This is a genomic window from Pontibacter lucknowensis (genome assembly GCF_900156415.1).
Taxonomy (GTDB): Bacteria; Bacteroidota; Bacteroidia; order Cytophagales; family Hymenobacteraceae; genus Pontibacter; species Pontibacter lucknowensis.
This window is the reverse complement of record NZ_FTNM01000001.1, coordinates 290,661-312,176: the sequence shown is the minus strand read 5'-3', so window position 1 is coordinate 312,176 and position 21,516 is coordinate 290,661. Positions and strand designations below refer to the sequence as shown.

Sequence of the window (21,516 nt, the reverse complement as noted above, 5' to 3'; positions counted from 1 at the left end):
CCTATAATTGCGCTGCAGACCAGGTATAGCCTATCGGCTTTGCAACAAGGCAGGCTGTCGTTCAGCGATTGGGCGTAGTTCAGGGTATAGCGATATCAGCTTGAGAAACACACCGTTGGTCCAACCAAAGCCGTCCTGGTTAGGATACTCCCCGCCACCTGCTTCGAGCTCAAGGTTTTCTACATTATACTTCTCCACCATTTTGCCTGTACTCTCGTGTACTTCAGTGCCGAGGGTAATCCAACGGGTTGCAATGGTACGGGCCAGTTCTTCGTGCTTATAGTTGCGCAGTGCCTGTATGCTCATCCACTGCAGCGGCGCCCAGCCATTCGGCGCGTCCCATTGCTGGTTGGTGTGCACCAGGGTAGTGGCGAGTCCACCTGCCTTCAGGAAGTCCTGCTGCAGGCGTTCGGCGACGGCAGCTGCCTGGCGACGCTTGGCCATGCAGAAGTATAGCGGGTAAACAGAGGCCAATGTCGGGATGTTGGTGGTAGCGCCCTGCACAAAATCATAATCGTAGAAGAAGCCGTCTGCCTCGTGCCACATGTGCTGGAGTACCGCTTTGCGGCGGGCCTTGGCTTTCTGGCGGAACAGACGCGCCTCAGCAGGGCTACGCTCCAGTTCAGCCATCTCAGCTAGTGTCAGCTCCATGTGGAAGAGCAGTGAGTTGAGGTCTACAGGCAGAATGTCGGTGGTATGGATCGTGTTCAGGTTTTGCTTGTCGGCGAACCAGCGGCTGCTAAAGTCCCAGCCCGACTCGGCGGCGGCTCTGATGTGGCGGTATACCTCCTCCGGCTGCCTGCCCGACTCCTGGGCGATGTGTACGTCTTCTTTGTAAGCCTCAGGGCGCGGAGCTGGTTGGTCGTCCCAGTAGCGGTTGAGGATGCTGCCGTCCGGCAAAAGCACCACCCGTCGGTGAGTCGGGGTAGCAGGGCTAAGCTGCTCGGCACCATCCATCCAGAACGCGTATTCTTTTCGAAGTGCGGAGGCATATTTTACCAATACATCGCGGCCCATCTCCTGGGTGAGCAGATGCAGCATCAGCGCATAAAAGGGCGGTTGGGAGCGGCTGAGGTAATAGCTGCGGTTGCCGTTCGGTATATGACCGGTGGTATGGATGAGGTGCGTAAAATTGTCGACCATGTGCTGGATGAGGGCTTTTTCGCCGCTTACCTGCAGCCCCAGCATAGTGAAGAAGCTGTCCCAGTAGTAGATCTCCTGAAAGCGGCCACCTGGTACCACATAGGCATGGGGGAGGGGCAGGAGCGAGCCACCGCTTTCATCAGGCATGCGGGTGAGCACAGGCCAGAGTTGTCGTATATGTGCTGTTACGGAAAGACTGGTGTCGGTCGTGAAATTAGAAGAAGGCTGCGTTGGTAACAGAAAATGCTCCAGCACGAACTCCTTTAAATCGAAGCCAGGCTGCGCACGTTGCTCCCGGTAAGCCTGCAAAATATGCGCTGGTTCCTGCAGAGGCACACAATCGGCAAAGGTTTTGGAATCCGGGAAAACAGGCAGGAGCTGCACATCGCGAAAAAGCTCTTGTAAGTCGGTCTCCGGTCGGTACTGGGCCTGTACCGGGGAAGGAGTGAAAATGTAAGATAAAAGCAAAAGAATCAGATTAAGTAAGAAGTATGATTTTTTTGATTTGCCTTGCTTCATGGTCAGCGCATTTTATATGAATCTGTATTCATACGAATTAAGGAAGCAAGGGGTCAAGTATACTATTATGCAACCTATTACACAAGCTCTAAACCGAGAAGATTATTTGTTTCCTGAATACCTACTGGAAAATCTTGAAATTGTATGGAGCAATCTGTTCGTTTGAAAGTATTACTATTGCAATATAAAAAAAAGCGGGAGACCGTCAGGTTGGCTCCCGCTTTTTAGTTTAATTTCATATCTATTTGAATGACAAGTGCTTACATAGTAGTGCCCCCTGTGGTGTTTCCGCTCGTAGTGCCGGTTGTGGTGGTGCCGGAGGCGTCTGTCCCTGTGCCGCCACTGGCGTTCTCAACCCGGTTGTCTTCCAGCGAATCGCTGTTTATGTCCCGGGTTTCAATAGATTGATTATCCGGTACAGATTGCTGATTCTCGCTCCCGCAAGATGTTAACAGCAAAGAAGCTGCGCCCAGGCATAGGCCGGCAGTTAGTGAGGTCCATTGTTTTTTCATAGTCTTATATCAGTTGTAGAGTATTGTGGGAATTATATTCTGGTTGCGGCAACTAAAAGGTGCCGCAACCAGAACTTGGTTATAACTAGTTGCCAGTGGTGCTACCAGAGGTCGTGCCAGTCGTAGATCCACCAGTTGTTGTGCCGGTTGTAGTACCCGTAGTGGTGCCGGTCGTAGTACCTGTGGTCGTACCAGTCGTAGTTCCGGTTGTTGTTCCAGTAGTAGTACCTGTAGTCGTTCCTGTTGTCGTTCCAGTGGTTGTACCCGTTGTCGTTCCTGTTGTAGAACCAGTCGTAGTTCCCGTAGTGGTTCCGCCAGTTGTAGTGCCACCCGTTGTGGTTCCGCCTGTCGTACCTCCAGTAGTTGTCGTGCCGGTAGTTGTCATACCACCTGTAGTTGTACCGGTCGTCGTGCCTGTCGTAGTTCCAGTGGTAGTGCCTGCTGTAGTACCGGTGGTAGTGCCTGTTGTAGTTCCGGTGGTAGTGCCTGTTGTAGTTCCGGTCGTAGTGCCCATTCCGGCAGTATCTTCAGGCATAACATAGCCATTACCTTCTATGCCGGTTTCCTGTGTGTTGCCTTCCGTGGTTTCAGGTGGCATTTCTGAGTTACCACCCTGTTCTCCGCCGCAGGAGGACATAAGAAGAGCCGAACTTATAAAGAGAGAGGCAGCTGCTGTTTTCCAAATCATTTTCATAGCATAATAGTTTTTAAGTTACACATCCTCTCTTTTACGGTTAATTTGAAGATGCGCTACAGAAATATGCCGGTAATAAATGGGGGTTACTACTTAATTATCAATAAGTAGTAATGTCAAAACGACACAAAAAGGCGATTTAGCGACTAAATGGATGCCGCATGAAGGATACCTGTCCCATGGCGTCTTTCTCGTAGCGGGCTAAGGTATAGGGCGCAAACTGCGGATCGAAGTTCTGTTGTCCGGGCTGCACCTGATCCGGTGCAGGCTGGCTGTTCAGGAAGAAGTATACGCGCGTGGTGCCATACTTGGTGTGCGGCATATAATTGCCGTACTGCTCCATCTCCTGCCACAACGTGTCGGCCACCGTCACGGCATAGATCCTGACGATCGGGCCGGTATTGTTCTCGTTGCGGTAGAAGGCTACTTCTTTGAAATCGCCTTTCAGGTCATCGACACTGGGTTGGGAGAAGGAGTCGTAGATGAAGAAGATGACAAGAACAGCGGAAATAGCAAGAAGAAGATATTTGATTGATTTAGATGACATAGCGGAGTTTTGTGATTGCTACAAAGGTACGGTTTAAAAAGACCCCTGGCAAAGTACTGGTGTGCCGTATACCTATCAGAACAGGGAGTGTGTCTGATAGAACTTCATCCTGGAAATAAAAAAGCTGCAGCCAACCGAAGTCAACTGCAGCTTTCAAATTTTTTCGTTTAATTCTATTCCTTCACTGCTCTGATCAGCTGCTCCAGAATATTCTGAGCCGCTACAGAGATAATGGTGCCTGGGCCAAACACGCCTGCAGCGCCTGCTTTGAATAGGAAGTCATAGTCCTGGGCAGGTATAACGCCGCCTACGATCACCATGATGTCTTCACGGCCAAGCTTGCGGAGCTCCTCTATCAACTGCGGAACCAGTGTCTTATGACCGGCTGCCAGTGAAGATACACCCACCACGTGCACGTCGTTTTCAGCAGCTTGCATGGCTACTTCGGCCGGGGTCTGGAACAACGGACCAATATCCACGTCGAAGCCGAGGTCGGCGAAGGAGGTAGCGATTACCTTGGAGCCGCGGTCGTGACCGTCCTGCCCCATTTTAGCGACCATGATGCGTGGTCGGCGGCCTTCCATTTCCTCAAACTGGTCGGCCAGTACTTTGGCCCGCTCGAAGTTCTCGTCGTCGGAGAGCTCGGCGGAGTAAATGCCTGAAATGGATCTTATCACAGCTTTGTGTCTTCCGTAAATTTTCTCTAATGCGTCAGAAATCTCTCCCAGTGTAGCACGGTGGCGGGCAGCGTTCACGGCCAACTCAAGCAGATTGCCTTCATTGGACTCTGCAGCAACTGTCAATGCTTGAAGGGCTTCTTCCACCGCCTGGTTGTCGCGACTTTCTTTTACCTGTGCCAACCTGCGAAGCTGCGATTCACGCACCACGGTGTTATCGATGTCGAGGATGTCGATCTCCTGAATCTGGTCCGGACGGAATTTGTTCACACCCACAATCACGTCTTTTCCGGAGTCGATGCGGGCCTGCTTGCGGGCGGCGGCTTCCTCAATGCGCATTTTCGGCAGACCGGTCTCGATGGCTTTGGCCATACCGCCCAGTTCTTCCACTTCCTGAATCAGTTCCCACGCTTTGTGCGCGATCTCGTGTGTGAGGGCCTCTACATAATACGAGCCTCCCCACGGATCCACCACTTTCGTGATGTTGGTTTCCTGCTGCAGGTATATCTGCGTGTTACGGGCAATGCGGGCCGAAAAGTCAGTTGGCAGGGCGATGGCCTCGTCGAGTGCGTTGGTGTGCAAGCTTTGCGTGCCACCTAAGGCAGCGGCCAAGGCCTCCACGCAGGTGCGGGTCACGTTGTTGAACGGATCCTGTTCTGTTAAACTCCAGCCAGAAGTCTGGCAGTGCGTGCGCAGCGCCAGCGATTTCGGGTTTTTCGGGTTGAACTGTTGGATCAGTTTGGCCCACAGCATACGGGCTGCTCGCATCTTGGCAATCTCCATGAAGTGGTTCATGCCGATAGCCCAGAAGAAGGAGAGGCGCGGCGCAAATACATCGATGTCCATACCTGCCTTCAGACCGGTGCGCACATACTCCAGGCCGTCAGCCAGGGTATAAGCCAGTTCGATGTCGGCTGTGGCGCCGGCCTCCTGCATGTGATAGCCCGAGATGGAGATGGAGTTGAAGCGCGGCATGTTCTGCGAGGTATACTCAAAGATGTCCGCGATGATCTTCATGCTCGGCTCCGGCGGGTAGATATAGGTGTTGCGCACCATGAACTCCTTCAGAATGTCGTTCTGGATCGTACCGCTCAGCAGCTCCGGCGTCACGCCCTGCTCTTCGGCCGCCACAATGTAAAAGGCCATGATCGGCAGCACGGCTCCGTTCATGGTCATCGACACCGACATTTGGTCCAGCGGAATCTGGTCGAAAAGGATCTTCATGTCCTCCACCGAGTCAATGGCCACACCTGCCTTGCCCACGTCACCCACCACACGCGGATGGTCGGAGTCGTAGCCGCGGTGCGTGGCCAGGTCAAAGGCTACGGAGAGGCCTTTCTGTCCGCCTGCCAGGTTGCGGCGGTAGAAAGCGTTGGATTCCTCGGCGGTGGAGAAGCCGGCATACTGGCGGATAGTCCAGGGCTTCTGCACATACATGGTGCTGTAAGGTCCACGCAGGTATGGCGGCAGACCAGCGGCAAAATCCATATGCTCGAAGCCTTTCACGTCCTCGGAGGTATAGTAGCTTTTGAGCGGAATCTGCTCCGCCGTTTTCCAGTCCTTTGGCTGCAGCGGGTCTTTCGGACCGTGCTCCGCCTTAGAGACTTTGTTGATATCTATGTTCGAAAAGTCAGGTTTCATAAGTTTATTTTTGAATGAGTGATTGAGTGAATGAGTGATTATTTATAGGATCACACACTTAATCATGCTTCAGTTTTACTTCATTTAGTGAATGCGTGATTTAGTGATTGTTGAATAAGTGATCGATTAGTTGAGTTAAATAATCGTTAACTCGCTCAACCACTCAATCGCCAACTCACTCAATCACTCAACTAACTTGCGTGCTCGGAGGTGATGACCCAGCGACCGTCTACTTTCTTCCAAAGCTGCGACGACACGCCGCCCATCAGCTTTCTGCCTTGCAGCTCGATCTTCCAGCGGTACACGTAGTACACGGCTTCCGGGCTTACCTGCTCGATGTGTAAAGGCTCATAAGTGTACTCGCCCATCTTGCTACGATCGGTGAAGTCGGTCTGGAACATCTCCAGCACTTCCTGCCAGCCTTTTTCAGTACCGTTACGGCTGATCCAGAGCATATCCGGCGACTCCCAGTAGAAGTCCATGGCATTTTCCAGTTCGCCTTTGTTCCAGGCAGCTACCTGCCCGTCGAGGGCTTGTTTTACTTCTGATATTGCGTCATCCATAGCGATGCGTTCGTTTTTTACAGTTTTATCTGTGTGTGTTGTGCAGGAAACTGCCAACATACCTGTGAGCAGGAGAGTGGCAGCGAAGTGCTTAGTTAGCATTGCTGTCCTCTTCCCGGGATAGTCTTTTCTGCACCAGCTCCAGAATGGTAGACATGTCGCAGTCTTCAAAGATGAACTCGTCATAGCCATTGGCTACCATTTCGTCTTTCATCTCCTGTGGATTGTCTGCCATGATAACTGTCGGTCTGTCTTTGTGCCCGCGCAGCCTTGGTCCGAACTCACGGGCGTAGGTTTCTTCTGGCGTAGCCACGACCACTACTTCCGCAGCTGCATGCAGCAACCTGTCGGCCGCCTCGTGTGGATCATTGTATTGCTGCACCTCCGTATCGAAGCCGGCGCAGCTAAAAAATTCTTTCGCAAAAGAAGCATTGACATGCTGCCGCTCGGAGCTGCCGATTACAGCCACAACTGCTCTTGGACGACGCTGTCGCTTGCGCAGGTGCAGTTCGGTAGCCATGCGCATCACCTCGGTCGGGTAGGCGGCGCGGGTTGTGTCAAAATCGGCACGCTGGATCAGCTCCTCCGGGTCGAAATCGATTTTTTCTTTAGGGTTCGGGTATTTGTTGGTGCCCACCAGCACCATGCGGCCCGTGGCTATGTCGCGGAACTTCTGGCGGTTTACTTCTGTGATAGAGCCTAAAATGAAGCCATTGTCATAAGCGGCCTCAAAACCTCCCTGTGCTTCCACTTCTTTGAACAGTTCCCATGCTTTAGAGGCCAGTTCGCTGGTGAGTGAGTCCAGGTAATAAGAGCCGGCGGCAGGGTCTACGGCCTTGTCCAGGTACGATTCCTCTTTCAGGATGATGGACACGTTGCGGGCAATGCGCTCCGAGAATTCGTCTGAGTCCTTGAAGGTGCTGTCGAAAGGCAGTACGGTAAGGGAATCAGTGCCGGAGAGAACCGCCGACATGGCCTCGGTGGTCACGCGGAGCATGTTCACATAAGGATCAAGGGTGGTCTGGTACCAGCTGGAGGTTGTCGTGTGGATGCGCAACTTAGCGGCCAGTGCCGGTTCGGCCTGATAGGCCTCCACTACGGCAGCCCACAGCAGGCGCAGGGCGCGCAGCTTGGCGATCTCAAAAAAGTAATTGGTACCGGCTCCCATGCAGAATTGCATGTTGCGCAGCACCGACTCAAGCGGCTCACCGGCTGTGGTAAGGCGATCGGTATACGCCACGGCGGCACTCAGGGTATAGGCTACCTCCTGTATAAGCGACGCACCGATGCTACTGAAGTTGGTGCCGCATACCGTTACTCCGTAAAAGTCGCTGCTGTCTTTGGTCAGGTCGAGTACCTTGGTAATGGCTTTGTTTTCGGTATCAGTCAGGACTCCTTTGCCCGTCATCGGGTCGTAGTTCAGAAAGCCCTTCAGGTTGCGGTGCGAGATGTTCTGCGCTGCAAGCAAGGTATAGAGCTTCTTTAGAAACGTAGCCGGATCGTTGCTCAGAGTATAGCTGACAGACTGGGCCGTCAGATCTATGCGCTCGGCCATGTAGGAAAGATCAAATGTCGCCGGGTCTTCCACTACGAAATGAACACCGTCGGCGCCTCTGCTCAGGGCGTCAGCCGCTTTGTCGATGGCGGTTTTACTGTTGGTCTCCGCTTTTATCTTCTGGATGTTTTGCCAGCTGTTATCGCTACCTGCATTGCCGCGCAGAAAAGGGAAGTCTCCGGGTTTATGTTGCGCAAAAGGCAGGTGCTGAATGTCTTCGCGGGTATAGTAGGGCTTGATCGTGATGCCTTCGTAGGTTTGCCAGGTGAGGCTTTCGAGGGGTGTTTCGCGCAGGTCTTTTTTTGCGCGTTCCGCCCAGTCGTCTGCCGTTGCTGGCTTGAATTCTGAGAATAGCTTCTGCTCGTCAGTCATCGTGTATGGGTGTTATTTCCGTGTAAATATATACTTTCTCTAGCAGCTTATGAAAAATAGGCGGGGTGCAGTTGTATTATGGTTATGCTTATAACTGTACGTGTACAAAGGAGTGTAGGTATAAGGTATGCTGCTTCGCAGAGACTCTGTTGGCTTAAGGGTCATGATGCCCTGTTATTTTGTTGGCATGCATCGTGCAAAATGTGTAGCTTTAGTATTCCCTAAATTTTATACCTCAACCATGAAGATACCTCAACCCTTGCTTCGCCGGGCCTTGCCGCTGTGCCTCGGTCTGTTCGCTGCTATACCTGCTTTTGCGCAGGACTCTAAGCTATTGGCCAAAGCTAACACCATGGCCGACAAACTGGAACCGAAAGTAATCGAATGGCGCCGTGACTTTCACCAATATCCCGAGCTGGGCAACCGCGAAACCAAAACAGCCGAGAAGATTGCCGCGCACCTGCGCAAACTAGGTATGGAGGTACAAACCGGTGTAGCCCATACCGGTGTAGTAGGCATCCTGAAAGGCGGCAAACCTGGTCCGGTAGTAGCGCTGCGTGCCGACATCGATGGCCTGCCGGTAACCGAGCGGGTGGATCTGCCTTTTGCTTCCAAAGAGCGCAGCACCTACAACGGACAGGAAGTAGGCGTGATGCACGCCTGCGGCCACGATACCCACATCGCCATGCTGATGGGAGCCGCCGAGATTCTGGCAGGTATGAAAAACGACCTGAAAGGAACCGTGAAGTTTATTTTCCAGCCAGCTGAAGAGGGATCTCCGATAGGGGAGGAAGGCGGTGCCGCCCTGATGGTGAAAGAGGGTGTACTCGATAAAGGACCTAAGCCAGAAGTGATCTTCGGCCTGCACATCAACTCCCAGACCGAGGTGGGTATCATCAAGTACACCCCGGGAGGTACCATGGCGAGTGCCGACATCTTCCGCATCAAGGTAAAGGGCAAGCAGTCGCACGGCGCTTACCCCTGGTCAGGTATAGACCCGATCGTAGTGTCTGCACAGATCATCAACGGCCTGCAGACGATCATCAGCCGCCAGACGCAATTGCCGGAAGGGGCCGCCGTGATTACGGTGGGCAGCATCCACGGTGGCGTGCGCAACAACATCATACCGGAGGAGGTATTGATGGAAGGCACGATCCGGGCGCTGGATGTGGAAATGCAAAAGAAACTACACGAAAAGATTAACCTGACTGCCACTAAAATTGCCGAAAGTAGCGGTGCTGTGGCCGAGGTAGAGATTATCCCACAGACCCCCGTAACCTACAACGACCCAACTTTGACAGAGCGCATGCTGCCCACGCTGCACACCGTAGCCGGCCGCGACAAAGTGGTGCTGGCCAAAGCCGTTACCGGAGCAGAGGACTTTGCTTTCTACCAGGAGAAAATTCCAGGACTGTTCCTCTTCGTCGGAGGCATGTCCAAAGGCAAGAAGCCAGAGGAAGTAGCCCCGCACCATACGCCTGATTTTTTTATCGATGAAAGTGGACTGAAGCTTGGCGTAAAGACGCTGACGAGCCTGACACTGAATTATATGGAGGGAAAGGGCAAGAAGTAAGTTGTAAACAGGTATAGAAAAAGCCTCCCTCACCGATAGGTAAGGGAGGCTTTTGTATTTCAAAAACTACTGTAGCACCAGTTTGCCTGTTTCGATGGGAGATAGCTGGCTGGTGAGGGTATAGGTATAGAGCCCAGAGGCCAGTTTAGCCGGGCGGGCGAAGTCGTTTCGGCCTGGCCTCAAGGTATAGCTTGCCACCACCTTACCCGTCACGTCGCGCACCAGCAGGTGGAGGCCCGGCAGGTCGGGTGCCTCGAAGGTGAACTCGCCCCGTGCCGGGTTCGGGTATAGCTTCGGTCTTTCAGGAGGGAAATTGTCGCCGGAGGATAGTGGACGCCGCTGCTCTCCTACATAAAGGTAAGCAAAGGCCCAGTCATGCTCTACTCTGAGCGGTTGCTGATATTGCGGTTTGTCATAGATCGGTCTGCCACGCATGCCAATCAAGTAAGGTTCTGTGCGCTCCATGTCAGCTTCAGGAGTGAAGGTGTACGTTATGGCTAAACCAGCCGCAGTATCCCGGACAGCAAGCGAAGCCTCCACTAGCTTTAACGTATCGATCTCTCCGAACTGTCGGACACTTAGCGGTAAGTCACTCGCCGGGTTTCTCTGTAAGTAAAACTCCAGTTTCACCGGTTGTCCCGGCCAGGTCTGTATGGAACCATCGTGGTTCACCGTCAGGCGGTCTTTGTTTAAGAGGCTCATTTTTGGCTGATCCGTCCGTTCTGTTACAACCAAATTTATGTCAACGATCATGTGGCCTATTTCTCTGCCATTCCGTATTTCTGTGATTTTCACAGCGATCACATACTGTCCTTTCTGATCGGGGTTTGGCCAATGGAATTCTCCAAATTCGCTCATAGTCAGCCCTTCTGGTAACCTATAGCCAGGAATATCGGCAATCTCGAAAGAAGGAGTGCTGTATTTGGGTGTTACCAATTCATAAACCAGGTAGTCGCTATCTTCATCGTATGCCAGAAAATTGTGTGTCCAGGGCTCTCCTGTATAGACAGCGGCAATGGGGACACCGGCCAGCTTTGCGCCATGCAGATTTTGTGTAGGAGCACCGACTTTTACACGCGTAATTATTTTTAAGGATAATTGATCAGTGGGCGCAGGTATGTTTAAGATTCCTCCATTACGATTCTCACCTGTCCAGTGCACTACGTAATCGCCAGGTGCAGCATAGGTATGGCTCCAGGTGAAAACTTCCTTGTCATAGTAAATTGAGTGTTTGATAACGCTGCCTCTTTCAACCCTCACAGTATCGCCATCTCCCATGTATACATATACAAAAGGATCGTCAGCCGGCGATGCATTCAAGGTATAGAGGGTAAAGACAAAATCAAGCTTGCGGGGGTTCTGTTCATCTACTGTGTAGCTGATGTAGCCGCTGAACAGGTGTGTGGCCTGCACTACGATCGGCGCAAAAAGCAAGAGGTTAAAGAAAAAGAGTAGAGCTAGTTTCTTCATAGCCAAATGGTTAGAGATGGAGGTTAATTATAATACGAATTACATGGATGCTTTAGTATTATTCATTTAATTATTTGACTACTTATCGCTTGCTCTATTCGAGCAGTACTTTTTAGAGGACAAATAATTAGGTGAAGGTGGATTTCATATTTGCTGATACAAAAATTAGGTATCAAAAATATAGCCAAAAATTTATATTACTGGGTGACAGCGAATAAGTTTTTATTAAGCGTGAAAGAGAAAATATTCTAGTCTGGCATTTTGCCGGAGCACCGCAATGTTGATAACTTTGGGGATAATTACAGCAGCACCCATGAAGCGCCCTTATTTGAAGTACATTTCCGGCCTGGTTTTAGCCCTGAGTTTAGTTGCCTGTCAGCGGCCACTGCAACCTTCAGCTAATTTGGAGGAGACAGACGTAGCCGTCAATCAAACTATCGCCGCTGACCCAGCTGTAGAAGCACTCGTGGCCCCTTACCGCAAAGAAGTAACTGTGAAAATGTCGGAAGTGGTGGGTACAGCACCCGTGGCCCTGGGCAAAGGTGACTACGAATCGCCGCTCGGCAACTTCGTGGTGGACCTGCAGCTGGCACAGAGCGAACCGATCTACGGCAAGCCGATCGACCTGTCCATCACGACAGAGGGTGGACTCCGGGTGCCACTACCACAAGGCAATATTACCACCGGCCATATCTTCGAGCTGATGCCTTTCGAGAACGAAATGGTGGTGCTCACCCTGAGCGGAAAGGCGGTGCAGCAGCTGTTCGACGATGCCGCTGCCCGCAAGATCATCTATATCGGCAATGCGACCTATACTGTAGCTAACGGCAAGGCACAGGATATCAAAATCAAAGGTCAGCCTTTCGACCCGAATAAAAGCTATACCTTGCTTACCTCCGACTACCTGGCTGGCGGAGGCGATAAACTGGACATGCTCAAGAATCCGCTGAAATACGAAAAACTGGGCCTTTTGCTCCGCGATGCCATTCACCAGCAAATACAGCAGCTCACGGCGGCTGGTAAGCAGGTAACTGCTCCGGCTGGTAAGCGTGTGACTGTCATTCCATAAGCTATACCTGATCATGAAGAGAAGAGACTTTTTGAAGCACACGGCCCTCGGCGCGGCAGGTATAAGCATGCTGGGAATGCCGTTTTCAGCAGAGGCCGCACGCGATGGTATCAAACTGACCATTCTGCATACCAACGACCAGCACTCCCGCATTGACCCTTTTCCAGATGACGGGCGCAAGTATGGCGGCATGGGCGGTATGGCCCGTCGTGCTACCTTGATCAAAAGCATCCGTCAGCAGGAGCCCAACGTGCTTTTGCTTGACTCCGGCGACATCTGGCAGGGCACGCCTTACTTCAACTTCTTTGAAGGGGAGCTTGAATACAAACTCATGACCCAGATGGGCTACGATGCCGCTACCCTCGGTAACCATGATTTCGACATCGGGTTGGAAGGACTGCAGAAACAGCTGCCGCTGGCAGGTTTCCCGTTTCTCACGGCTAACTACGACTTCTCCAACACCATCCTTAAAGGTCGTTTTCAGCCTTACAAGGTGTTCGAAAAGCAGGGTGTACGGATAGGTGTGTTTGGCCTGGGTATAGAGCTGGATGGTTTGGTGAGTAAGAACATGTACGGCGAGACCCTATACCTGGACCCTGTGGAGAAAGCCCGCGAAATGGTGCAGGTGCTGTGGGAGCAGGAGAAGTGCCATTTGGTGGTTTGCCTCTCGCACCTCGGCTATAGCTACGACAACGAAAAAATAGATGACCGCAAGCTGGCGACGCAGGTGAGCGGCATCGACCTCATACTAGGTGGACATACCCATACTTTCATGGATAAGCCGGAGGTGCTACGCCACGAAAACGGCCATGAAACCATGATCAACCAAGTGGGCTGGTCAGGTTTGTTTTTGGGCAGAATAGATGTTACATTCAGCAGAAAATCAAAGAGAAGGACCGACACAAGGACCGCTGTCTTGGCTGTGGATAACCCTGTATTAACTTCGTGAATAAATAATTTTTTGTTTAGAATAAATTAGTCAAATTTGTAACCCCCCGCCGTTAAGGAGAGGTTTGTTGCACCAAACGAATCTTTTGTGTTTTGGAAAATTGGATGATAAAAGACTGTTCAACAGTATGGAGTAACTGTCTACAGGTAATAAAGGAAAATATTGGCGAACAGAGCTTTAAAACTTGGTTCGAACCGATCAAGCCTTTGTCCCTGCGCGACAACGTGCTGACCATACAAGTGCCTAGCCAGTTCTTTTATGAGTGGCTGGAGGAACACTATGTAGGTTTGCTGAAGAAAGTGATCTACCAGGAGTTGGGCAGCGAGGGGCGCCTGGAGTACTCTATCATTGTGGACCGTGGAAATGAGGCGAACAAGCCGCAAACGGTTAATATCCCAACCAAGAAAATTCCGCAGGCTGTTGTTAACTCCTACCGGCCGGAGCAAAATTTCATCAAGAGCCCGTTCGAGTCGAAGACCATCGACCGCAACTTCCTGAATTCGCAGCTGAACGGTGCCTATACTTTCGAGAACTACATCGAGGGTGACTGTAACCGCCTGGCGCGTTCAGCTGGTTATGCCGTGGCCAACAAGCCGGGTACAACCTCTTTCAACCCGCTGATGGTATACGGCGGCGTGGGACTGGGCAAAACGCACCTGGTGCAGGCCATTGGTAACCACATCAAAAACAGTAACCCGGAGAAGTTCGTGCTCTACGTGTCGTCAGAGAAATTCGTGAACCAGTTCATTGAGTCTTTGAAGACGAACAACGTACAGGACTTCGCCAACTTCTACCTGTTAGTGGACATCCTGATCATCGACGACGTGCAGTTCCTGAGCGGCAAGGAGAAAACGCAGGAGATGTTCTTCCACATCTTCAACCACCTGCACCAGTCCGGCAAGCAGATCGTAATGACCTCCGACTGTCCGCCGCGCGACCTGAAAGGACTCGAAGAGCGCCTGCTGTCCCGCTTTAAGTGGGGCCTCACCGCCGACCTGCAGAGCCCGGATTTCGAAACCCGTATGGCCATCATCCAGAAAAAGATGCAGGGTGACGGAATCGATATTCCTGACAACGTGGTGGAATACCTGGCTTACAGCGTGGATACCAACGTGCGTGAGCTCGAGGGTGTACTGATTTCGCTGATCGCGCAGTCGTCGCTCAACCGCAAAGAAATTGACCTGGAGCTTGCCAAGCAGGCCCTGAAGCATATCATCGAGGATGTAGAGACCGAGGTGAACCTCGACTTCATCCAAAAAACCGTGGCCGAGTACTTCCAGGTGAGCCTGGACTCACTTAAGGCCAAAACCCGCAAAAAAGAGATTGTGACGGCGCGACAGGTGGCTATGTACTTCGCCAAGGAGTTTACGAGTCATTCACTCAAGTCCATCGGTTACCACTTCGGCGGCCGCGACCACAGTACCGTGATCCACTCCGTGCAGACCGTATCCGATTTGATCGACACCGACAAGAAATTCAAAGTAAGCATACAGGAGCTTCAGAAGAAGTTTAAGTCAAAGGCAGGATAAGCTATACCTGACCATTTAGCTTCTAAACAAAAACCGCCGCTACTATACCTCAGTAGCGGCGGTTTTTGTTTGTGCTACCAGCAGGCGATAAGTAAAAAGGGAGGGCTATACGTTTACAGGTATAGCCCTCCCTTTTTACTTATCGCCTGCTGGTTCAGGTTATACCTGTTCTATCTTTCTCTTTCGACTAATTAAACTAATTGTTAGGTATAGTTGCTTCGCTTACTTCAAAATTGTGCACCTGTGCCAGTTCGCGAATTCTGCTCTTCACTTTCTCGATGTCACGCTTCTTGCGGATCTGTTTCAGGTCGAGGTATACCTTGTTGCCATCACGCTGCGTAATGCGCAGGGCCATGGGTGACATATGTACCGCTTCAATGTCAGGTATAGCCGTGATCATCTTGGTACGGAACACACCGTTTTTTTGCACAATGTACTCCGGTGTCACTTCAATGTAAGACTGTATGCCAAATACAGAGGTGTTCTGCAGAATCACATAGCCCAGGAACACGACCGCGAGTCCGAAGAAAATGTAGTACAGGTAATTCTGGTCATTGGTTGGGTTGTCGCTTAAGAGGAGCATGGTCGCCCAGGCCAGCCAGAAAAGGGTGAGCACCAGTTGCACTGTGAACGAAAGCTTAGCATTGCGCGAAGGGCTTAACTGTACTAGAAGCGACGATCTTGCATTACCGGCTGTTGGCATATAAAGCTATTAAAGTGAAACAAACGAGCACAGTTCATGTGCAAGCTGCAATATAGTAATTTTATTTTTTTAGTGAGGCAGTCAGTTTTATCTCCGGCACGGCTCCCAATGCTTTTGAAACAGGGCAGTTTGCCTTCGCCTCCTGCGCCAGTTTCTGAAATTCATCGTCCTCGATACCTTCCACCCGGGCTTCGGTGTTCAACTCAATCAGCATGATGTGCGGACCGCCATCCTTCTCACCCAGGTGTACCGTGGCAGTAGTCTGCACTGACTCCGGCTCGTGGTTGGCCTTCTCGAGCAGTGCGCTCAGGAACATGGAGAAGCAGCCAGCGTGTGCCGCGCCAATCAGTTCCTCGGGGTTAGTGGCCGATGTGTCGTCGCCGAAGCGTGAGGCGAAGGTATAGCTCGCTTTGAAGTGTCCTCTGCCTGATGCTACCTCTCCATTGCCGTTCTTAAGGCCTTTGTTCCATTGAGCCTTTGCTGTGCTTTTTTTCATGAGTCTTATCGTTTGTGTTGTTTTTAGATGAATACAATACCTATAAACTACAGGAGACCGTTTTTTGTTAACCCTAAAAATAACATGTGGGTAAAACATGGTGAACGACTATGGCAAAGCCCGTTTATCTGGCTATATTTACCCCTTCTAAAAAAAGAAAAACCATATGGGTGTGAAAGCATGGCTCAGTAAGCCCCTGGCCGCTTACGTGCACAAAAAACACCAGTCCTGGATACAGAACCCGGTAGAAGCGCAGCGAGCTGTTTTTGAGAAGATCATCAAAAAAGCGCAGCAGACCGCCTTTGGCCGCGTTCATCATTTTTCTGAAATAAAGACCCACGCTGACTTCGTAAAAGCCGTGCCCGTGCGCGACTATGAGGGACTGGCCTCTTACTTTAACCGCGTAAAAGAAGGCGAGCCCGACATCCTGTGGCCCGGCAAGCCGATCTATCTGGCCAAAACATCCGGCACCACCTCGGGCACCAAGTACATCCCGATCACCAAAGACTCTATACCCAACCACATCAACGGAGCGAAAGACGCGCTGCTGTCCTACATCCACGAAACAGGCAACTCCAGCTTTCTGGATGGCAAGATGATCTTCCTGTCAGGCAGCCCGGTGCTTGATGAGGTAGGAGGGATTCATACCGGGCGCTTGTCGGGTATCGTGAACCACCACGTGCCTGGCTACCTGCGTACCAACCAACTGCCGAGCTACGAAACCAACTGCATCGAGGATTGGGAGACTAAGCTCGATCAGATCATTGAAGAGACGATCGACCAGAACATGACGCTTATCTCAGGTATACCGCCCTGGGTGCAAATGTACTTCGACAAACTGATGAGGCAGACAGGGAAGCCGATTAAGGATATTTTCCCGAATTTCTCGCTCTTTGTGTATGGTGGCGTGAATTTTGAGCCTTACCGCAAAAAACTGTTCGAGTCGATCGGTCGCGAGATTGATTCAGTCGAAACATTTCCGGCTTCCGAAGGGTTTTTCGCTTACCAGAACGAGCAGCACGACAAAGGGCTGTTGCTGTTGCTGAACGCGGGCATCTTCTTTGAGTTCATACCGACCGATGAGTACTTCAACGAAAACCCGACCCGCCTGACCATAGGCGAAGTGGAACCGGGCGTGAACTATGCATTGGTTGTCAGCAGCAATGCCGGCTTATGGGCTTACTCCATAGGCGATACTGTGAAGTTCACATCCGTGAAGCCTTACAAGCTGATCGTGAGTGGCCGCATCAAACACTATATCTCAGCTTTTGGCGAGCACGTGATAGGCGAGGAGGTGGAGAAGGCGATGCAGCGCACGATGCAAAGCTACTCCATGGTGGAGCTGGTTGAGTTCACGGTGGCGCCCTATGTGAGTCAGGATAAGGGACAGTCTTTTCACGAGTGGTTTGTAGAGTTTTCTATACCTCCTGCCAACATGGAAGCATTTGAAAAGGAACTGAACTCACAACTGCAGAAACTGAATACTTATTACGACGACCTGATCACAGGCCATATTCTGGCTGACCTGAAGATCAGGGCGCTGCCGCAAGGTACGTTCCGGCACTACATGAAGTCGCAGGGCAAGCTGGGTGGGCAGAACAAAGTGCCGCGCCTGAGCAACGACCGCAAACTGGCCGAAGGCCTGATCGAGTCGGCAGGTGCCCTTACTACTAAAACAAACGAATGAAACGAATTGCCATACTTGGCTCCACAGGCTCCATCGGCACGCAGGCCCTGGAGGTGATCGGGGCCAATCCTGATAGTTTTGAACTGGAGGTCATTACCGCCAACAATAATGCCGATCTGCTGATAGCTCAGGCGCTGGCCTTTAAGCCAAATGTGGTCGTGATCGCCAATGAAGCCCATTACGAGCAGGTGCGCGATGCCCTGCAGCACGAGGATATCAAGGTATACGCCGGTGCTACTGCGCTCAACTCTGTTGTAGAGATGGGAACAGTGGACATGGTACTCACTGCCATGGTAGGCTATGCCGGATTGCAGCCAACCATCCGCGCCATCAAAGCCGGCAAAGAGATCGCCCTGGCTAACAAAGAAACGCTGGTAGTGGCCGGGCAGCTGATCACCGACCTGGCCCGTCAGCAGGGCGTGAACATTTACCCGGTAGACTCTGAGCACAGTGCTATTTTCCAGTGCCTGGCAGGCGAGTTCCAAAACCCGATTGAGAAAATCATCCTGACTGCCTCGGGTGGTCCCTTCCGTGGCCGCAAAGCCGACGAGCTGCGCCAGGTGACCCGGGCGCAGGCACTCAAGCATCCCAACTGGGAAATGGGCGCCAAGATCACCATTGACTCGGCATCGCTGATGAACAAAGGGCTGGAGGTGATCGAGGCGAAGTGGCTTTTCGGGCTGAAGAACGAGCAGATCGAGGTGGTGGTGCATCCGCAGTCCATCATCCATTCGCTGGTACAGTTCGAGGACGGCTCCATCAAGGCGCAGCTCGGACTGCCGGACATGAAACTGCCAATCCAGTATGCGCTGGGCTACCCGAACAGGTTGAAGAACGACTTCCCGCGCTTCAGCTTTATGGATTACCCGCAACTCACCTTCGAGCAGCCGGATCTGGAGACTTTCCGCAACCTGCAACTGGCTTTTGATGCGATGGAACGTGGCGGCAATATGCCTTGCATCCTCAATGCTGCCAACGAAATTGCCGTGGAGGCCTTCCTGCGTGAGGAGGTTGGCTTCCTGAAGATGTCCGACATCATCGAGAGCAGTATGGCAAAAGTTGCGTATATTGCGAATCCTTCTTACGAAGACTATGTTACAACAGACAGAGAAACACGTGTTTACGCGACAGAAGTGGCCAGCAAGCTGAGCCTTTCATAGCTCCCGTGGTACGTTAAGTCCTCGTCATAATCATCGATTCTAAATTTATTTCTATTAAATGGATATTTTAATAATGGTGGGCCAGCTCCTTCTAGGCCTTACACTGCTAGTAGGATTGCACGAGCTGGGACACATGTTGACTGCCAAATGGTTTGGCATGCGTGTAGAGAAATATGCGATTGGGTTTCCCCCGAAGATATTTAGCAAAAAGATAGGCGAAACAGAGTATATGGTGGGTGCTATCCCATTGGGTGGTTTCGTGAAGATAACAGGTATGGTGGACGAGTCGCTGGACACAGAGGCGCTCAAGAAAGACCCGGAACCATATGAATTTAGGGCTAAACCCGCCTGGCAGCGCCTGATCGTGATGATGGGCGGTATCATCGTGAATGTGATCACGGGTATTGTCATTTTCATAGCCCTGAACTATTACTATGGCGAGACATACTTGCCAGCCAGCGAAGTGAAGTATGGCGTGCAGCCAAATCAGCTGGGTCAGGAACTCGGTTTCCAGCCTGGTGATAAAATTGTGGCATTAAATGGTCGTCCGCTGGAGAATTTCAACGACGTGTATTCCATGGACATGCTGCTGGACCGTGGCTCTTACTATACTGTAGAGCGCAACGGCAGCCAGGTGGATATACCTATACCTGCCGATTTCATGGACCGCATGGCCGACAACAAGGAGCGCATGGTGTTCATCCAGCCACGAGAGCCGTTCATGGTAGGTCAGGTGGAGCCCAACAGCAACGCTGACAAAGCTGGTCTGAAAGCAGGAGACTATATCAAGTCTGTAAACGGCGAGAGTACCTTATTCTTCAGCGACTTCCAGGCGGCGATGCAGAAGTATGCAGGTAAGCCTGTGAACATCGAGGTAGAGCGTAATGACGAGATTGTGGCCCTGAAAGCTACTGTAAACGAAGACGGCACGCTGGGCTTTTATCAGAAGCCGCTGCTGGAGTACGCCACCCGCGACTTCAGCCTGGGTGAGTCTATTCCGCGTGGCACCAACCAGGCCTTTGGTGTAATCACGGCCAACCTAAAGGGTTTCGGCAAGATATTCAGAGGCGAGGTATCGGCTTCTAAATCATTGAGTGGGCCAATAGGTATAGCGCAGATCTTCGGCGACACCTTCAACTGGTACAAGTTCTGGTCTATTACAGGTATGCTGTCGATGGTGCTGGCCTTTATGAACTTCCTGCCTATACCTGCGCTGGACGGTGGCCACGTTGTATTTTTGACATACGAGATGATCAGCGGCCGCAAGCCTTCGGATAATTTTTTAGAGAACGCTCAAAAAGTGGGCATGGTTTTATTGTTGGGCTTAATGGCTTTTGCTATATTTAACGATGTATTCAAGATAATCTTCTAACCAAAGATTCTTTTATGAAAGCCATCGTGAAGAGCCTCCTAACTATTGCCATTCTTTTTGTTCTATTTGCATTTAATCAAGCCGGTGCTACACCAGTAGCATCGGCTTTTTCTATATCCCAGCAAGCTTCCACAGCTGACACCACCTATTTGGTGCAGCAGGGCGACACGTACTACAGCCTATCGCGCCGATTTAACATCCCGCTTGACTCGCTGCAGAAGTGGAACGGCACGCAGCTGAACATGGGGCAGACGCTATACCTGACGAACCGCCGGGCGAAAGCTAAAACAGTTGCCGCCAAGCCTGCGCCAGCCAGCAGCCAGCAGAGCAACGCCGCGAAAGCACCAGCCCCAGCTGTAAAAACGGCGAGCACCGCTGCCAACACACCGGCTACACCAGCCAAACAGCCTGCCGCCAAAGCCCAGGCAACACCGCAGACACAAGCTGCCAAATCAGCCGCTACGCCACCCGTACAGTCAGCAAGAGCAACCGGCACAGCTAATCCGACAGGTCCGGCCCGTACGCAGGCAAGTACATCGGCTTCAGCCTCTACACTGCCTACGCTGGAAAGCAAGCAAAAGCAACGCATCCTGGTAGTGCCGTTTGATCCATACCTGTACTTTTCAGACGCTGACGATGAGATTGCCCGCCATTCTAAAATCCCGCGCCAGAATGTGCGCCACGTATTCCGTGGCCGACTCAATGCCATGTTAGCACCGGAAGGATACGAAACGATCAACCTGCTGGGGGGCGTGTATCGTGACAGCGTGAGCGAACTGAGTACATTGTATAAGTCGTTGAGCTATGGCTACCAGGACAACAAGCAATCGCGCTACAACCACCAGCCTACGGTAAAAGCCAAAGAGCGTGAAAACGCACTGGATTGGGTGAAACGCCAGAAAGAGAAAGTAAACATCAGAGGCGGACAGCCGGCCACCGTGCCTGTTGCACAGGACGAGAACAAGCACTTCGGTGTGAAAGTGAAGGATCCGAAATTCTTCTCCCACTTCAACGGGCAGTATGGCATCGACTACTACGTGTTCATCAATCAGTTTGAAGTGAAGACCAATTACGAGAACTGCCTTGACCGCGCCAGTTGGAACTACGAGCGCGATTTCCTGGTTCATTACTCAATCTATGACAGCAAGGGAGAGCTCGTGTCAGGCAACAAGGTGAAAGTACCTTATCAGTCTAACATGAACGACGTGCAGCGCATCGTGAGCGACAACATGCCGAACATGGCAAAGCGTGTGCTGGCCGACCTTCCGCAAGCCCAGAAATAAGT

18 protein-coding genes are annotated in these 21,516 nt (G+C 51.7%); 8 read left to right on the top strand and 10 right to left on the bottom strand.

What is annotated here, in order from left to right; translation table 11 throughout:
* Positions 1–30: 30 nt before the first annotated feature.
* The 7 genes from treF to BW972_RS01315 form a co-directional block, all read right to left on the bottom strand.
* Complete coding sequence (treF, locus tag BW972_RS01345) at positions 31–1,611, bottom strand: alpha,alpha-trehalase TreF (protein ID WP_234986261.1); 1,581 nt, start codon at positions 1,609–1,611, stop codon at positions 31–33.
* A gap of 311 nt (positions 1,612–1,922) precedes the next feature.
* Positions 1,923–2,174, bottom strand: a complete 252-nt coding sequence (locus tag BW972_RS01340) for a hypothetical protein (protein ID WP_076420569.1) — start codon at positions 2,172–2,174, stop codon at positions 1,923–1,925.
* A gap of 85 nt (positions 2,175–2,259) precedes the next feature.
* Positions 2,260–2,868 carry a hypothetical protein gene (locus BW972_RS01335; protein WP_076420567.1) on the bottom strand — a complete coding sequence of 203 codons (609 nt, stop codon included), beginning with the start codon at positions 2,866–2,868 and terminating at the stop codon, positions 2,260–2,262.
* Positions 2,869–3,007: 139 nt separating this feature from the next.
* Positions 3,008–3,415: a hypothetical protein gene (locus tag BW972_RS01330; RefSeq protein WP_007654488.1), complete on the bottom strand. Its 408-nt coding sequence runs from the start codon at positions 3,413–3,415 to the stop codon at positions 3,008–3,010.
* Between the two features lie 173 nt (positions 3,416–3,588).
* A complete protein-coding gene (gene scpA / locus BW972_RS01325) occupies positions 3,589–5,733 on the bottom strand; it encodes a methylmalonyl-CoA mutase (protein WP_076420565.1) in 2,145 nt (714 codons plus the stop codon).
* A 191-nt stretch (positions 5,734–5,924) separates the two neighbouring features.
* The gene (locus BW972_RS01320; RefSeq protein WP_007654486.1) at positions 5,925–6,398 is read right to left on the bottom strand and encodes a YybH family protein; all 474 of its coding nucleotides are present in this window, start codon (positions 6,396–6,398) and stop codon (positions 5,925–5,927) included.
* Positions 6,388–8,223: a methylmalonyl-CoA mutase family protein gene (locus BW972_RS01315; protein ID WP_076420563.1), complete on the bottom strand. Its 1,836-nt coding sequence runs from the start codon at positions 8,221–8,223 to the stop codon at positions 6,388–6,390. Before BW972_RS01315 ends, BW972_RS01320 begins: the two co-directional genes overlap by 11 nt.
* Positions 8,224–8,464: 241 nt before the next feature.
* On the opposite strand from BW972_RS01315, the gene BW972_RS01310 reads away from it, so the two are divergent.
* Positions 8,465–9,796, top strand: a complete 1,332-nt coding sequence (locus BW972_RS01310) for an amidohydrolase (RefSeq protein WP_076420561.1) — start codon at positions 8,465–8,467, stop codon at positions 9,794–9,796.
* A 66-nt stretch (positions 9,797–9,862) separates the two neighbouring features.
* Here BW972_RS01310 and BW972_RS01305 read toward each other — a convergent pair whose 3' ends face one another.
* On the bottom strand, positions 9,863–11,266 hold the full coding sequence (locus BW972_RS01305; RefSeq protein WP_076420559.1) for a T9SS type A sorting domain-containing protein: 1,404 nt from the start codon (positions 11,264–11,266) through the stop codon (positions 9,863–9,865).
* A gap of 313 nt (positions 11,267–11,579) precedes the next feature.
* On the opposite strand from BW972_RS01305, the gene BW972_RS01300 reads away from it, so the two are divergent.
* The 3 genes from BW972_RS01300 to dnaA all read left to right on the top strand — a co-directional run bounded on the left by BW972_RS01300 (position 11,580) and on the right by dnaA (position 14,813).
* Positions 11,580–12,335 (top strand): 5'-nucleotidase C-terminal domain-containing protein, encoded by a 756-nt coding sequence (locus BW972_RS01300; protein WP_076420557.1) that lies wholly within the window; start codon positions 11,580–11,582, stop codon positions 12,333–12,335.
* A 13-nt stretch (positions 12,336–12,348) separates the two neighbouring features.
* Positions 12,349–13,284 (top strand): bifunctional metallophosphatase/5'-nucleotidase, encoded by a 936-nt coding sequence (locus BW972_RS01295; protein ID WP_007654477.1) that lies wholly within the window; start codon positions 12,349–12,351, stop codon positions 13,282–13,284.
* A gap of 104 nt (positions 13,285–13,388) precedes the next feature.
* Complete coding sequence (gene dnaA, locus BW972_RS01290; RefSeq protein WP_007654476.1) at positions 13,389–14,813, top strand: chromosomal replication initiator protein DnaA; 1,425 nt, start codon at positions 13,389–13,391, stop codon at positions 14,811–14,813.
* A gap of 196 nt (positions 14,814–15,009) precedes the next feature.
* Here dnaA and BW972_RS01285 read toward each other — a convergent pair whose 3' ends face one another.
* Positions 15,010–15,516 carry a hypothetical protein gene (locus BW972_RS01285; protein ID WP_234986260.1) on the bottom strand — a complete coding sequence of 169 codons (507 nt, stop codon included), beginning with the start codon at positions 15,514–15,516 and terminating at the stop codon, positions 15,010–15,012.
* Positions 15,517–15,577: 61 nt separating this feature from the next.
* Complete coding sequence (locus BW972_RS01280) at positions 15,578–16,012, bottom strand: OsmC family peroxiredoxin (protein WP_076420553.1); 435 nt, start codon at positions 16,010–16,012, stop codon at positions 15,578–15,580.
* A 166-nt stretch (positions 16,013–16,178) separates the two neighbouring features.
* Between BW972_RS01280 and BW972_RS01275 the strand changes: the two genes are divergently transcribed.
* Genes BW972_RS01275 through BW972_RS01260 form a run of 4 tightly spaced genes read left to right on the top strand, consistent with a single transcriptional unit; the run spans position 16,179 to position 21,514 of the window.
* A complete protein-coding gene (locus BW972_RS01275) occupies positions 16,179–17,699 on the top strand; it encodes a GH3 auxin-responsive promoter family protein (RefSeq protein WP_076420551.1) in 1,521 nt (506 codons plus the stop codon).
* Positions 17,696–18,859 carry a 1-deoxy-D-xylulose-5-phosphate reductoisomerase gene (locus tag BW972_RS01270; RefSeq protein ID WP_076420549.1) on the top strand — a complete coding sequence of 388 codons (1,164 nt, stop codon included), beginning with the start codon at positions 17,696–17,698 and terminating at the stop codon, positions 18,857–18,859. Before BW972_RS01275 ends, BW972_RS01270 begins: the two co-directional genes overlap by 4 nt.
* A 58-nt stretch (positions 18,860–18,917) precedes the next feature.
* Positions 18,918–20,231 carry an RIP metalloprotease RseP gene (rseP, locus tag BW972_RS01265; protein ID WP_076420547.1) on the top strand — a complete coding sequence of 438 codons (1,314 nt, stop codon included), beginning with the start codon at positions 18,918–18,920 and terminating at the stop codon, positions 20,229–20,231.
* Between the two features lie 14 nt (positions 20,232–20,245).
* A complete protein-coding gene (locus tag BW972_RS01260; protein ID WP_076420545.1) occupies positions 20,246–21,514 on the top strand; it encodes a LysM peptidoglycan-binding domain-containing protein in 1,269 nt (422 codons plus the stop codon).
* The last annotated feature ends 2 nt before the right edge of the window (positions 21,515–21,516 follow it).